Annotated in this window: 13 protein-coding genes; 6 read left to right on the top strand and 7 right to left on the bottom strand. The window is 73.9% G+C overall.

The window, feature by feature from the left end; translation table 11 throughout:
* Nucleotides 1-2,457 (bottom strand): S8 family serine peptidase (locus tag SOM13_RS14025; protein ID WP_320480077.1); only part of this gene is annotated, 2,457 nt, incomplete at its 3' end.
* A gap of 175 nt (nt 2,458-2,632) precedes the next feature.
* Here SOM13_RS14025 and acs point away from each other — a divergent pair.
* Complete coding sequence (gene acs, locus SOM13_RS14030) at nt 2,633-4,690, top strand: acetate--CoA ligase (protein WP_320480078.1); 2,058 nt, start codon at nt 2,633-2,635, stop codon at nt 4,688-4,690.
* Nucleotides 4,691-4,837: 147 nt separating this feature from the next.
* Here acs and SOM13_RS14035 read toward each other — a convergent pair whose 3' ends face one another.
* A complete protein-coding gene (locus tag SOM13_RS14035; RefSeq protein WP_320480079.1) occupies nt 4,838-6,133 on the bottom strand; it encodes a HAMP domain-containing sensor histidine kinase in 1,296 nt (431 codons plus the stop codon).
* Nucleotides 6,130-6,783 (bottom strand): response regulator transcription factor, encoded by a 654-nt coding sequence (locus tag SOM13_RS14040; RefSeq protein WP_192061616.1) that lies wholly within the window; start codon nt 6,781-6,783, stop codon nt 6,130-6,132. Before SOM13_RS14040 ends, SOM13_RS14035 begins: the two co-directional genes overlap by 4 nt.
* A 197-nt stretch (nt 6,784-6,980) precedes the next feature.
* On the opposite strand from SOM13_RS14040, the gene SOM13_RS14045 reads away from it, so the two are divergent.
* The 5 genes from SOM13_RS14045 (at nt 6,981) to SOM13_RS14065 (ending at nt 11,606) form a co-directional block, all read left to right on the top strand.
* Nucleotides 6,981-7,550, top strand: coding sequence for a hypothetical protein (locus tag SOM13_RS14045; RefSeq protein WP_243215974.1), 570 nt, complete (start codon nt 6,981-6,983; stop codon nt 7,548-7,550).
* Nucleotides 7,547-8,647 carry a peptidoglycan-binding protein gene (locus SOM13_RS14050; RefSeq protein ID WP_320480080.1) on the top strand — a complete coding sequence of 367 codons (1,101 nt, stop codon included), beginning with the start codon at nt 7,547-7,549 and terminating at the stop codon, nt 8,645-8,647. Before SOM13_RS14045 ends, SOM13_RS14050 begins: the two co-directional genes overlap by 4 nt.
* Nucleotides 8,644-9,393, top strand: a complete 750-nt coding sequence (locus SOM13_RS14055) for an ABC transporter ATP-binding protein (RefSeq protein WP_320480081.1) — start codon at nt 8,644-8,646, stop codon at nt 9,391-9,393. The genes SOM13_RS14050 and SOM13_RS14055 overlap by 4 nt, the downstream gene beginning before the upstream one ends.
* Nucleotides 9,390-10,589 carry an ABC transporter permease gene (locus SOM13_RS14060; RefSeq protein WP_320480082.1) on the top strand — a complete coding sequence of 400 codons (1,200 nt, stop codon included), beginning with the start codon at nt 9,390-9,392 and terminating at the stop codon, nt 10,587-10,589. The genes SOM13_RS14055 and SOM13_RS14060 overlap by 4 nt, the downstream gene beginning before the upstream one ends.
* Nucleotides 10,590-10,808: 219 nt before the next feature.
* The gene (locus SOM13_RS14065) at nt 10,809-11,606 is read left to right on the top strand and encodes an isocitrate lyase/phosphoenolpyruvate mutase family protein (RefSeq protein WP_320478078.1); all 798 of its coding nucleotides are present in this window, start codon (nt 10,809-10,811) and stop codon (nt 11,604-11,606) included.
* Between the two features lie 123 nt (nt 11,607-11,729).
* On the opposite strand, the gene SOM13_RS14070 is transcribed toward SOM13_RS14065, so the two are convergent.
* The 4 genes from SOM13_RS14070 to SOM13_RS14085 all read right to left on the bottom strand — a co-directional run bounded on the left by SOM13_RS14070 (nt 11,730) and on the right by SOM13_RS14085 (nt 14,207).
* The gene (locus SOM13_RS14070; protein ID WP_192061620.1) at nt 11,730-12,887 is read right to left on the bottom strand and encodes a YihY/virulence factor BrkB family protein; all 1,158 of its coding nucleotides are present in this window, start codon (nt 12,885-12,887) and stop codon (nt 11,730-11,732) included.
* Nucleotides 12,888-13,011: 124 nt separating this feature from the next.
* Nucleotides 13,012-13,401 carry a DUF3618 domain-containing protein gene (locus tag SOM13_RS14075; RefSeq protein ID WP_320478076.1) on the bottom strand — a complete coding sequence of 130 codons (390 nt, stop codon included), beginning with the start codon at nt 13,399-13,401 and terminating at the stop codon, nt 13,012-13,014.
* Nucleotides 13,382-13,810 carry a phage holin family protein gene (locus tag SOM13_RS14080; RefSeq protein WP_192061622.1) on the bottom strand — a complete coding sequence of 143 codons (429 nt, stop codon included), beginning with the start codon at nt 13,808-13,810 and terminating at the stop codon, nt 13,382-13,384. The genes SOM13_RS14075 and SOM13_RS14080 overlap by 20 nt, the downstream gene beginning before the upstream one ends.
* A complete protein-coding gene (locus SOM13_RS14085) occupies nt 13,803-14,207 on the bottom strand; it encodes a YtxH domain-containing protein (protein WP_192061623.1) in 405 nt (134 codons plus the stop codon). The genes SOM13_RS14080 and SOM13_RS14085 overlap by 8 nt, the downstream gene beginning before the upstream one ends.
* Nucleotides 14,208-14,233: the final 26 nt, after the last annotated feature.

The raw sequence follows: 14,233 nt of genomic DNA on the forward strand, positions 1-14,233 counted from the left end.
GCGGGCCGCGAGGGCGGTCTCCGTGCGCGGGTCGGCGCCTTCGCCGACGTGCCAGTCGCCGGTGCCGGCGGACCAGATGACGAGGTCGACGCCGTGCCCGGCCGCGTCGGCCGCGTCGGCCGTGCCCGCCGGGTCGGCCGGGTCGGCCGGCGACACGGGCACCGGCGAGTCGGGCGCACCCGGCCCACCAGGCACGGCGGGCGCACCCGGCACCTCGGCCGCAGCCGCCCTCACGCTGAAGGCCACGGGCTCGCCCTGCCCGGAGACGCTCCCGCTGAGGAGCACCTGCACCAGCCCCAGCGCGACGTGGTCGCCCTCGGGGACGCCGGTGAACTCGACGCGCCAGGCTCCCGTGGAGTCGGCGGTGACGGCCGTGGCGGTCACCGCGGAACCGGTGTCGAACGGCTCGGGAGGCGCGGGGTCGCCGCCGGCCTCGGCACGATCGGCCGCGGCGGCCAGGGCCGCGGCCGCAGCGGCGGACGCCTCCGCCCCCGCGACGCCGCCGGGCGGGACCAGGGCGACGGCGACGGCGGCACCCGGTGCCGCGAGACCCGTCACCACGACGCGGGAGCCGACGACGACCTGGCCCGCGGAGGGCGAGCCGATGCGCGGACCGGCCAGAGGGGCGCCGATCTCGACGTCCACCCGGTCGCTGCTGCCCGAGCTCCCGGTCAGCACGATCGTGCCCGGCCCCACCGGGGTGCCCGGGTCGAGTCGGCCGATCGATCCGAGGCGGCCGTCGGCGTCGGCGTCGAAGGCGGTGAGGTCCGCGGCCGGGCTATCGACCCCGCCGACCTCGAGCGTCGGCGTCACCGTCTCGCCGGGCGCGAACCCGGCCCCGAGCAGTCGGAACGGCACACCGGCCTGCACCCGGCCGTCCGCGACGGCAGCGGTCGGGCCGAGGTCGAGGTCGTCGGTCACCGCCGCGAAGGCGTCGACCAGGCCGGCGCCGTAGAGCGCGGTGTCGCCGAGGTCGGTCGCCTGCGAGATCAGCAGCGCCCGCAGTTCTGCGGGCCCCGCGTCGGGGTGGACCGATGCCAGCAGCGCGGCCACGCCGGCCACGTGCGGCGACGCCATCGACGTGCCGCTGTACACGTCGAAGCCGCCCCCGAAGACGGTGCTGACGATGCCCGAACCCGGGGCGGCGATGTCGATCTCGCCCTCGCCGTAGTTCGAGAACGACGACTTCGCGACGCTGCCGTCGGGCTGCTGCGCGACCGAGGCCACGGTGACGACGCCGTCGACGCCGGCGGGCAGGTCGACGCAGCCCTGCGAGACGTCGCGGTCCTCGATGATCCGCGGCCCGGACACGTAGGCGCCCGCGGCGTCGTAGACGCCGTCGTCGGGGCTCGTCGACTCGGTGGTCTTGTTCGCGAGGTCGTAGTCCTCGTTGCCGGCGGCGGCGATGTTCAGCACGCCCTGCTGCTGCGACCAGGCGACGGCCTTCTCGACGGCGTCGAGCGCCGGCTGCTGCTCGGGCTGCCCCTCGCACCAGAACGCCCAGGGGTCGACGTAGTAGCTGCTGTTCGTGACGTCCATGCCCTCGGCGGCGGCCCACATGAAGCCGCAGAGCGCGTACTCGGGGTAGATGAAGCCGTCGTGGTTCACCACCTTGACGCTCGCCAGCGTGACGCCCGGCGCGACGCCGGTGATGCCGTCGCCGTCGGCGTCCGCGCCGATCGTGCCGGCGACGTGCGTGCCGTGCGATTCGCTGTCGTCGACGGGCACCCAGGCCGCCTGGTCGCCGTCGGGGATGCCGTTCACCGAGCAGCCGACCGATGCCGCGGGGTCGACCTGCGACGCGAGATCGGGGTGGTCGACGGCGATGCCGCTGTCGAGCACGCCGACCAGCACCTCGGCGTCGCCGGGTTCGATCGAGCGGGCCTCGGGGGCTCCGATCGCGTCCATGTCCCACTGCTGCGAGTCGAGCGGCGCCGCGGTGACGGCGGCCTCGGCACGGGGCCGGTCGATGGACAGCGTGCCGCCCTCCCAGTCGGCCGCGACGGCGCCCTCGGTGACGGCCGCCTGGCGCGTGGGCCCGGCCGACTGCACGGCCGAGGAGGCGCGGATCGCGTCGAGGAACCCGGTGGCGGTCGACTGCGCGGTCACCACCCCGATCTCGGGGTAGCTCATCAGCACGATTCCGCCGGCTGCCACGACGGCCGCCCGCGCCTCGGTCGTCGCGGCCTCGGTGGGGGCGACGTTGACGACGTAGTTCATGAGCTCGCCGGGGGCGAGCGCCTCCGGGGCGAGCGCCTCCGCAGCAGGCGCCTCCGCGGCAGGCGCCGATGCGTCCGCGGCGGGGGCCGTGTCGACGGCGGGCGCCGGCTCGACGACCGGAGCAGGCGCCGGTGCCGGCTCCGCGGCGGACGCCGCCACCGGGGCGAGCACGAGCGCGCCGGCGAGCGCGAGGGCGGTGCCGAGGCGAACGCGCCCACGACCGGTCGGGTTGGTCACGTCTGCTCCTGTCGTCGCGCCAGGAGTCGTCGCGATCCGGCGCGGGCGCCGACCGACGTCCGGAACGGAGTCCTGCTCAGAGTAAGGCGCGACGCGAGATTCCGCACGACCCGCCGTGTTACGCCGGGTTGCCCGCCGCCCGATGCCGCGCCGGGGCGACTCGTAGCATCGACGGATGGCGACGACCGACACCATCTCGAATCTGCTCGACGAGCGACGGACGTTCCCCGCGCCTCCTGGGCTCGCCGCGACCGCGAACGTCACGGCCGCCGAGCACGCCCGCGCGGCAGCGGACCCGGTCGCCTTCTGGGAGGAGCAGGCGCACCGCCTCGACTGGGAGACCCCGTGGCGCACGGCGCACACCTGGTCGCCGGTCGCCGAGGGCCCCGACGGCGAGCTGACCGTGCCCGAGGCCACCTGGTTCGCGGGCGGCCGTCTGAACGTCGCGGTCAACTGCGTCGACCGGCACGTCGCCGCCGGTCGGGGCGACAAGGTCGCGCTGCACGTCGAGGGCGAGCCGGGCGACCGCCGCGACATCACCTACGCGCAGCTGCAGCGCGAGGTCGTCAAGGCGGCCAACGGACTGCGATCGCTCGGTGTGACGAAGGGCGACCGCGTGGTCGTCTACCTGCCGGTGATCGCCGAGACGATCGTCGTCACCCTCGCCATCGCGCGGATCGGCGCGATCCACTCGCTCGTCTTCGGCGGGTTCTCGGGCGAGGCCCTGAAGTTCCGGGTCGAAGACACCGGCGCGAAGCTGCTCGTCACCACCGACGGCCAGTTCCGCCGAGGAGGCGCGGTGCCGGTCAAGGCGAACGCCGACCACGCGGTCAGCGGCGACAACGGGATCGAGCACGTGCTCGTCGTCCGCCGCACGGGCGATCGGACCCCCGACCTGCCCTGGACGGACGGACGCGACCTCTGGTGGCACGACGTCGTCGACCCTCAGCCCGACACCGACTCCCCCGAGCACTTCGACGCCGAGACGCCGCTGTTCATCATGTACACGAGCGGCACGACGGGTCGGCCGAAAGGGCTCGTGCACACGAGCGGCGGCTACCTCACGGCCGCGAGCTACACGCACTGGGCCGTCTTCGACGCGAAGCCCGACGACGTCCACTGGTGCACGGCCGACCTCGCGTGGGTCACGGCGCACACCTACGAGATCTACGGGCCGCTCTCGAACGGCCTCACGCAGGTGATCTACGAGGGCACTCCCGACACCCCGCACCCCGCCCGGCATCTCGAGATCATCGAGCGGTACGGCGTGACGACGTACTACACGGCGCCGACCCTCGTGCGGACGCTGTCGTCGTGGTTCCCCGACGGACTCCCCGACACGTACGACATCTCGTCGCTGCGCCTCCTCGGCACGGTCGGCGAGGCCATCAACCCCGAGGCGTGGGTGTGGTTCCACGAGCAGTTCGGGCGCGGCGAGTGCCCCATCGTCGACACCTGGTGGCAGTCAGAGACGGGTGCGAGCGTCATGGCGCCTCTGCCCGGGGTCGACACGCTCAAGCCCGGCTCGTCGCTGCGGGCGCTGCCGGGCGTCTCGACGGCCGTCGTCGACGACGCCGGAGCGCGCGTGCCGAACGGCGCCGGCGGCTACCTCGTCGTACAGCGGACCCCGCCGTCGCTGGCCCGCACCGTCTGGGGCGACCCCGAGCGGTACCGCGACTCGTACTGGGCGAAGTACTGGCGTCAGGGCTGGTTCTTCTCGGGCGACGGCGCGAAGTACGACGCCGACGGCGACATCTGGGTGCTGGGCCGCGTCGACGACGTGATCAACGTGTCGGGTCACCGGCTGTCGACGATCGAGATCGAGTCGTCGCTGGTGGCGCACCCGCTGGTGGCCGAGGCCGCGGTCGTGGGGGTCGCCGACGAGCGCACCGGGCAGGCGATCGCCGCGTTCGTGGTGCCGGCGGCGAGGCCCGCAGGAGGCGCGGTGCCCGACTCCGGGTCCGCTTCCGAACCGCAGGTCTGGGCTCCGCTCGCGGGGTCGCTGTCGAGCGTGCTGCGAGCGCACGTGGCCGACCAGATCGGCCCCATCGCCAAGCCCGCCACCGTGCTCGTCGTGCCCGACCTGCCGAAGACCCGCTCGGGCAAGATCATGCGCCGGCTGCTCGGCGACATCGTCGACGGCCGCCCCCTCGGCGACACGACGAGCCTGCAGGACGACACGGTGCCCGGTCGGGTGGCGGCGATCCTCGCCGAGGCGACCCGCGCCTCCTGACGCCCGCTCAGACCCCGGGAACTCGCTCACACCCCAGCTCGCGCACGGGGGTCTGAGCGGTTTCCTGGGGTCTCGTCGATCGAGGTGACTCGAATCGGGCCCGGCGGGCATGCTGAGGCACCGTTCGGGTCGCCTCGATGGGGTCCGTCAGCCGACCGCGACCCGCAGACCACCGCCCTCGCGCGGCGCGACCTCGACCGTCCACCCGTGGGCGCGGGCGATCGAGGCGACGATCGCGAGACCGAGGCCGCTATGCCGGGCGGGCACCGCTCCTCCGGAGCCTGCAGCCACGGTGGTCGACGCCGGAGCGACGCGCGTGAACGGCCGCGTCAGCGTGGCGGCGACCTCCGGGTCGACGACCGGCCCCGAGTTCTCGACGACGACGACCGCGTCGACCGAGCCGACCGCGTCGTCCGAGCCGCTCACGCGCACCCACCCGTCGGGCTCGTTGTACTCGACGGCGTTGGCCACGAGGTTGCGGACCAGCTGCCCCACGAGCACCGCATCGCCCTCGACGGTGCGGAACGAGCCGCGGTCGACGACCACGTGCACCGAGGAGGCGCGGGCCGCGTCGGCGACGCCCGTCACCACCTCGTCGACGACGTCCCCGACGGCGACCGGCTCGAGAGTCCCGGCGGCCAGCCCGCGGTCGGCCGTCGCGAGGGCGAGCAGACTCTCGACGAGGTGCTCGCTGCGGCGGTTGACCTCGAGCAGCTGATCGCGGATCGCGGCGACCTGATCGGGCGTGGGGTCGTCGAGGCCGATCTGCAGCGCGGCGCGCTGCACGGCCAACGGCGTCCGCAGCTCGTGCGACGCGTAGGCGACGAAGCGGCGCTGGGCCTCGAACGAGGCCTCGAGCCGGTCGAGCAGCCCGTCGATGGTCGACGCGACCCGCGAGAGCTCGTCGCTCGGGCCGGTCAGACCGATGCGCTCGTGCAGGGTGCTCGCGGTGATGCGCTGGGTCGCGGCGACGATGTCGTCGATCGGGCGGAGCAGGCGGCGGCTCACGAACCACCCGGCCCCGGCCGCGATCACGGACGCCGCCGCGACGCCGACGGTCGACCAGATCAGCTGCTGCCGCGCCACGATCGTCCCGACGACGCGAGCCGCGGTCAGGGTGTCGTCGCCCGGCTCCGCGCTGCCGACGGGACGCTCGACGGCGATCGGCGAGCCCGGCGACGACGGCGACCCCGGGGACGACGCCGACCCCGAGGACGACGGAGACCCCGGTGACGACGGGACGCCCTCGAGGCTGAGGGCGACGCCCTGCGACGTCGCGACGCCGACGGCGAGCAGCACGAGCGCGGCGAGGACGGCGAAGACGACCCCGAACGTGGTCGCCGTGCGGAGGCCGATGCTCCGCCGCCTCCGGTTCAACGACCCGAGACCGTCGGCCGCCGGAGTCGTCGGGGCCGCCGGGGGCGCCGGGGGTGCCGGTCTCACAGCCGGTAGCCGCGACCGGGGACGGTGCGGATCGGATCGGGCTCGCCGAGCTTGCGGCGCAGCTTGCTGACGGTGACGCGCACGGCGTTCGTGAAGGGGTCGATGTTGGCGTCCCAGACCTTTTCGAGCAGCTCCTCCGCGCTGACGATGCGCCCGTCGGCCTGCAGCAGGACCTCGAGCACCATGAGCTCCTTCGTGGACAACCCCAGGTCGAGCCCCCTGCGGGTCGCGAGGTGGCGGTTGGTGTCGAGCTCGAGGTCGCCCGATCGGAGCACCGGCGGCGTCGCCGCCCCCGACCGGCGTCCGAGCGCTCGCACCCGCGCCACGAGCTCGGGGTACTCGAACGGCTTCGCCAGGTAGTCGTCCGCTCCGAGCTCGAGCCCGCCGACGCGATCGTGCAGGTCGCCGGCCGCCGTGAGCATGAGGATGCGCGTCGCGTCGCCCCGCTCGGCGACCTGTCGTGCCACCACGTCGCCGTGGAGGCCCGGCAGGTCGCGGTCGAGCACGACCACGTCGTAGTCGTTGACCGCGAGCATCTCGTCGGCCTCGTCTCCGCGATAGGACACGTCGACGGCCATCGCCTGCCGCGACAGCCCCGCGGCGACCAGGTCGGCCAGCGCCACCTCGTCGTCCACCACCAGGACTCGCATCGATCCCCTCCCGTCGTCCTCCGCCGCCGCCGTCCAGGCGACGAGAATTATTCACATCATATTACGGACATCGCGTTTCGCCGACGTAACCGTCGAGGCCACGGCCCCGAGACACCCCCCTCGGTGAGATGGTCACCGATCTCCGCACGACGACCCGGTACGGAGCCGCCCATCATCACGCCAGAGAAAGGCACCCCATGACCTCCACCTCCCCCGCATCCGCGCCGTTCCGTGACCGCCGGTCCGCGCGTCGACGCACATCCGCCCTCGGCACGCTCTCGGTCTGCGCCGTGCTGCTGCCGGCCCTGCTGGCCGGATGCAGCACGGACGACGACGCCACCTCCGCCGCCACGTCGGCGGGCGGCGGCACGAGCGCGTCGGCCCAGCTCGGACAGTGCCTCCGCGACGCCGGGTACGACGTCGACGATCCCGACCTCGACGAGGGCATGGTCGTGGCCGTCCCGAACGGGGCGGACGCCGACGAGTACGCGGCCGCGTTCGCCGAGTGCCGTGAGGGCCTGCCCGAGTCCGCGGGCGGCGGGGAGGCCGCCGAGGAGCCCTCCGCGGCCGAACTGGCCGAGTGGCAGGAGTCCCAGCTGAAGGTCGCCGAGTGCGTCCGCCAGGAGGGCTTCGAGGACTTCCCCGACCCGGTCGACGGCGCGTTCCCGCAGACGAGCTGGAGCACCACCAGCAGCACCCCCGAGCAGGACGCCTTCTTCGCCTGCAGCGAGCGGTTCGGCCCCTCCGCCGAGGGGTCGGGCGAATGAGCCCCGCCCGCCAGCCCGACCGCCCCCCTGTCCACCGCCCGGCGCACCGCCGGGCCCTCGTCGGCGTCGTCGCGGGCGCGCTCTGCGTCGCGGCTCTGACCGGCTGCTCGCTCATCGAGGGCGGGGCCGGCGGCAGCGCTCCGTCTGCCTCGGCCGTCGGCGCTCAGCGCCCCACCGCCCCCGTCGTGCTCGGCGACCTCGTCGACGGCAAGCGGATCCCCGCGGCCCTCGGCTACGGCACCCCGGTGCCGCTGACGTCCGCCGGGACGGGCGTCGTCACCGGGCTCCCGGCCTTCGGCGAGGAGATCGGCCGCGACGGCGTCCTCTACTCGGTGGACGAGAGCCCGGTGCGGGCGATGCACGGGGCCGTGCCGCTCTGGCGCCCCCTCGTGCAGGGTCTGCGCGGGGCCGACGTCACCCAGCTGAAAGAGAACCTGCGCGCACTCGGATACGAGGTCTCGGACGGCGAGTGGTTCGACTCCTCGACGCGCGACGCCGTCACGCGCTGGCAGACGGACCGGGGGCGGACGCGCACCGGCGGCCTCGATGCGTCCGACATCGCCTTCGTCCCCGGCGACATCCGGGTCGCCGACCCGATCGGGCGGGTCGGCGACGAGGCGGGCTCGGCCGTCTACGGCTACACCCCGACCGCACTCGTGGTGACGGCCTCCGTCTCGCCTCCCGACCTCGCCCGGTTCCCCGGCGGCGGGCCCGTGGAGGTCCGCCTGCCCGACGGCACCACGGTGCCCGGCTCGGTCCAGGCCGTGGGCGAACCCTCAGGAGGCGCGGGTGACGACCCGGCGCCGGGTGGCGACGACGAGGTGGTCGTCACCGTCGGGCTCGACGGCGATCCGCCCGAGGGGACGTCGACGTCGACCGCGGTCGACCTGGTGGTGGACGGCGAGCGCCGCGAGGGCGTGCTGAGCGTCCCCGTGACGGCCCTCCTCGCCGGAGACGACGGCTACGTCGTCGAGGTCGTGCGGTCGGGCGGCGAGACCGAGCGCGTCCCCGTGACGACCGGTCTCTTCGCCCAGGGGCGGGCCGAGGTCTCGGGCGACGGGCTCGCCGAGGGCGACGAGGTCGTGGTGCCATCGTGAGCGGGATCGAGACCGTGGGCGGTCTCATCGGGACGACCCGCGCCTCCTCGGAGGCGACGACGACCCCGACGGCCGCCGAGGCCGTGCTCGAGCTGCGCGGCGTGACGAAGGTCTACGGCGGGCTGGCCGCCCTCGGGGGCGTCGACCTGAGCGTGACCCGGGGCGAGTTCCTGGCGGTCGTCGGGCCGAGCGGCTCGGGCAAGTCGACCATGCTGAACGTCATGGGCACGCTCGACCGCCCGACGACCGGATCGGTCCGGGTGGCCGGTCACGAGGTCGGAGGGCTCGGAGACGACGCCCTGTCGAGACTCCGCGCCGAGCACATCGGCTTCGTCTTCCAGCACTTCCACCTCGCCTCGGGTGCGACGGCCACCGAGAACGTGGCCGACGGGCTGCTCTACGCCGGCGTCCCCCGCCGCGAGCGCATCGACCGGGCCCGCGGCGCCCTCGACCGCGTCGGCCTGGGTCACCGCGTCGATCACCGCCCGCATCAGCTCTCCGGCGGCGAGAAGCAGCGCGTGGCGATCGCCCGGGCCATCGTCGGCGAACCCGCGCTGCTGCTCGCCGACGAACCCACGGGCGCCCTCGACTCGGTGTCGGGCGCAGCCGTCCTGCGTCTGCTCGACGACCTGAACGCCGGCGGGACGACCGTGGTGGTCATCACGCACGACCTGTCGCTGGCGGCCACCCTGCCCCGCCGGGTTCGCATGCGCGACGGTCTGATCGAGGGCGAGGTGCTCCCGTGAGCCGGCGTCGACCCGGTCGGCTGTCGACGCGCGACCTGGTCGGACTCGGCGTCTTCGGGCTGCGGACCCGACCCGCGCGCGTCGTGCTGTCGGCGCTCGGCATCGCGATCGGCATCGCGGCGATGATCGCCGTCGTCGGGATCTCCTCGTCGAGCCAGGCGGCTCTCGCCCGGGTGCTCGACGGCCTCGGCACGAACCTGCTGCAGGTCACCCCCGGTCGGGACGCCCTCGGCACGGACGTCCCTCTGCCCGAGGCCTCGCGGGACATGCTCGACCGCCGCCCGGACGTCGAGCAGGCGGCCGGTGTCGGCCGGGTGCCCGGTCAGCGGGTCTACCGCAGCGATCGGATCCCCGCGGCGGCCTCGGGCGGCATAACCCTCGACGTGGCCCTCGGCGACCTCGAGGAGGTGCTGCGCAGCGAGATGTCGTCGGGCACCTGGTTCGGCGACGCGTCCGACGACCTGCCCCAGGTCGTGCTGGGGTCGACGGCCGCCGCCACGCTCGGTCTCGACCGGGTGCATCCGGGCAGCCGCGTCTGGATCGACGGCCGCTGGGTGGCGGTGGTCGGCGTGCTCGCGCCGCTGCCCCTCGCCCCGGACCTCGACAGCTCCGCCCTCGTGCCCGAGTCGACGGCCGCCGACGAGTTCGGCTGGGACGGCCACCCCACCCGGCTGTTCGCCCGCGCCCATCCCGAGCGGGTCGCGGCCGTACGGGACGTCCTCGCCCGCACGGTCAACCCCGCCGAGCCGACGGCGGTCACCGTGAGCCGGCCGTCCGAGGCGCTCGCCGCCCAGCAGGCGTCCGAGGCGTCGTTCACCGGGCTGCTGCTCGGCATCGGCGGGGTGGCGCTGCTCGTCGGCGGCATCGGAGTGGCCAACACCATGGTCATCACGGTGCTCGAGCGCCGGGCGGAGGTCGGGGTGCGGCGAGCGCTCGGCGCACGCCGTCGGCACATCCGCGACCAGTTCCTGGTCGAGTCGCTGCTGCTCTCGCTGCTCGGCGGCGCCGTCGGCGTCGCGCTCGGGGCCGCGGTGACGGCCGTGTTCGCGCTCAGCCAGGGCTGGCCCGTCGTGGTGCCGGCGTGGGCGGCGGTCGGCGGACTGGTGGCCACGGTCGTGATCGGCGGCGTCAGCGGGCTCTACCCCGCGTCGCGGGCGGCGCGCATCCCGCCCACGTCGGCGCTCGCGGCGGCCTGACCCGCGCTCGCGGCCTCATCGATGTGACCCGGATCGCGCCCCGCAGGCGTGACAGGGCCCCGTTCGCGTCACCTCGATGGCCGTGGGTCGCCGAGACCCCAGGAACCCGCTCCGACCCCAGCGTGCGCACGGGGGCCTGAGCGGACTCCTGGGGTCGGGGCGAGGGCGGCAGCGCGCGCGGGGCTGGTGCCGCACAGCGCGGGCTGGTTGGCTGGGGGCATGTCCATCTCCTCCACGGCCGAGAAGGCCGAACTGCTCCGCTCGCTGCACGTCCCCGGCGATCCGCTGATCGTGACGAACGTGTGGGACAGCATCACGGCCCGCATCGTCGCCGGCGCACCGGGCGTGCGCGCCCTGGCCACCGCCTCCCACTCCATCAGCGAGGCGCACGGCGTCGAGGACGGCGAGGGCCTCGACGTCGACGAGATGCTGGCCGCGGCACGCATCATCATCCGGTCCGTCGACCTGCCCGTGTCCGTCGACTTCGAGAAGGCCTACGCCTCGGACGCCGCCGGCACGCTCGACAACGTCTTCCGCCTCATCGAGGAGGGCGCCGCCGGCCTCAACATCGAAGACAGCATCGGCCAGGCCAAGGCCCCGCTCTACGACATCGACACGCAGGTCTCGAAGGTCGCCGCCGCCCGCCAGGCCGGCGACCGCGCCGGGGTGCCCATCGTCATCAACGCCCGGGTCGACGCCCTGGCCGGCGACCCCGACAGCTTCGACGACGCCGTCACGCGCGCCAACGCGTACCTCGCCGCCGGCGCCGACTGCGCCTTCGTGCTCGGCCTCGGCACCGAAGACCTCGTCAAGGCCGCCCTCGACCGCATCGACGGCAAGATCAGCGTCATCTCGAACCCGTCGGCCGTGCCCCTGGCCCGTCTCGCCGAGCTCGGGGTCTCACGCGTCAGCTTCGGCCCCACCACCATGGGTCTGACGCTGTCGCACCTGCGCGACGCCGCCGCCACGCTCACCGCCCGCGGCGAGTACCCGGCCGAGCTCGGCTTCTCGTTCTGAGCCGAGCCCCACGCGACACCCCGAAACCCGCGTCACACCTCGAGAAATCGGGGTGCGGCGCGGGTTTCGAGGTGTAGCCGCCGGCGCGCGGCCGGCCCGGCACGCGGGCGGCGTGGCGCGCGCTCAGTCGCGGCGCTTGCCCGAGTCGGGCTCGTCGGGCTCCGGGTGGTCGTCCGACGGGGCCGATCCGCCCTCGCCGTCGGCCTCGGGTCGCTCCTCGCCCTGACGCGCCATCTCGGCGGCCGCCGCCTGGCGCAGGCGCATGCCCTCGAGCTCGTCCTTGGCGAGCGCGGCGGCCTTCTTCTCGGTCTGCGCCGTGTCGCGCGGCGGCAGCAGGATCTCGCTCTCGGCCTTCATGCCGGCCTGCAGCTGACGTCCGCGCTCGAGCTCGGCATCGAACTCCGCGCCGAAGAGCAGCGCGTTGTTGGTGATCCAGAGCCAGAGCAGGAACACGATCACGGCGCCGAGCGAGCCGTAGGTCGCGTTGTAGTTCGAGAAGTTCGCGACGTAGAAGCCGAAGCCGACCGACGCGATCAGCCAGATGACCAGGGCGACGAGCGACCCGATGCTCATCCACTTGAACTTCGGCTGCTTGATGTTCGGGGCCCAGTAGTAGAGCACGGCCACGATCACGATGGCGATTACCGCGAGCACGGGCCACTTGACGATGTTCCAGACGAAGACCGCCGTCGATCCGAGTCCGACCAGGTCGCCGACCGTCTGGGCGACGGGCCCGCTGAGCACGAGGATCAGCCCGGCCGCGACGATCAGCACGACCGTGAACGCGGTGACGCCGAGCATCGTCGGGCGCAGCTTCCAGATCGGGCGACCCTCGTCGATGCCGTAGATGCGGTTCATGGCGCGCCCGAAGCCGCCGACGAACCCGGAGGCCGACCACAGCGCGCCGAGCACACCGACGATCAGGGCGACGCCGGCCGCCGGCGACCCGGTCAGCTGCTCGATCGGGCCCTCGAGCAGCTTCGCGACGTCGGGCGACCCCAGCTGCCGGATGATGTCGAGCACCGCGTCGGCCGTCGCCCCGGCCTGCCCGACGACCCCGAGCAGCGACACGATCGCCAGCAGGGCCGGGAAGATCGCGAGCACGGCGTAGTAGGTCAGACCCGCGGCGAGGTCGGTGCACTGGTCGCGGGTGAACTCGCGGAGCGTCTTGCCGAGCACGTACCCCCACGAGGGCTTCGACACGTCGGTCAGCTCCTGCGGTTTGCGCTCGTCGTCCGCCGACGGCGCCTGCTGCTCGCGCTCGGTGCTCTTCTGGGCCATGGGGTGTCCTGTCGTGGAGATGCGGGTGGTGAGCCCAGGAGGCGCGGTGCCGGTCACGAGGACCGCCACCGCGCCGAGGCGGTCAGCGCCGGCCGGCCGCTGCCGGCCGGTCAGCGCCGGGCGGTCAGCGCCGGGCGACCTTGACGACGCCGGCGACGATGGCCGCCAGGCCGGCGGCGCCCGCGGCGGCCGCCGCGACGACCGGCTTCGGGTCGTCGGAGTACCGCCGCTTGACGCTCGCCTTGAGGCGGCGGGCGTGCGCCGGCACGCTCAGCTTGTCTTCGATGGCGTCGAGCGTCGCCGCGAACTCCTCGCGGGTGCGCGCGAGGTCGAGCTCGATCTCGGGGATGCTCGCGCCGGGGCGCGGGCCCTTCTCGTCTTCCGGGGCCGTCTCGTCGCGGGAGCCGCCGGACTTCTCGGCCCGCGCCTCCTCGGCCCTCGCCTCGGCGAGCTCGCGCTCGGGGTCGGGCTTCGGCTCGTTCTTCCCGGCCGGGTCAGTGCTGCGGGGAGTCATAGGTTCCCTGGCCCTTCAGAGCGGTGACGTCGGCCTTGACGCTGGCGACCGTCTTCTCGGGGGTCGGCGGCACGCCCTTCTTCAGCGCCTTGACGCCCAGCAGGGCGAGCACGGCGGTGATGATCAGCAGCACCGCGGCGACGATCAGCGCGGCCAACCACGGGGCCACGACGGTCGACAGCCCCAGCACGGCAGCGGTCAGCAGCACCGCGAGCAGGAAGAACCCGAAGAGCGCGGCGCCGACGAGCAGACCCGCACCGACCCCGACCTCTTTCAGCTTCGTCGAGAGCTCGGTCTTGGCGAGTGCGATCTCACCGCGGATGAGGCGCGAGATCAGTTCGGGCAGGCTGCCGAGCAGCGAGCCGAGCGACTTCTTCGTGCTCTCCTGAGGGTTCTTGAGGTCAGTCACCGACGCTCACTCCCGGGAGCTTCGAGGTGCCGTTGTCGCGGTCGCCGGTGTCGGCGTCGCCCTTGTCGGCACCGGTGGCGGACGCGCCCTTCGATCCCACCTCGTCGGCCTTGGCCTTCGCCTGGTCGGCGACCTTGTCGGCCTTCTTCGTGGCGGACTTGACGGTCGACTGGGCGGCGGAGGCGGCGTCGTTCGCGACGTCCTTCAGCTTGGAACCGACGACGGGGGCGTTGTCCTTGACGAAGTCCTCAGCCTGGTGGACCGTCTTCTGCACCGAGGGGTTCTCCCACAGGTCGCCGGCGCGGTCCTTGATCTTGATGTAGGCGCCACGGCCCGCGCGGGCTCCGAGGACGTACCCGACAGCCGCTCCTGCGACGAAGAGGATCTTGCCTTTCATGAGTGCTCCTAGTTGCTCGTTGTCGT

The organism is Frigoribacterium sp. CFBP9030, from assembly GCF_034045195.1.
Taxonomy (GTDB): domain Bacteria; phylum Actinomycetota; class Actinomycetes; order Actinomycetales; family Microbacteriaceae; genus Frigoribacterium.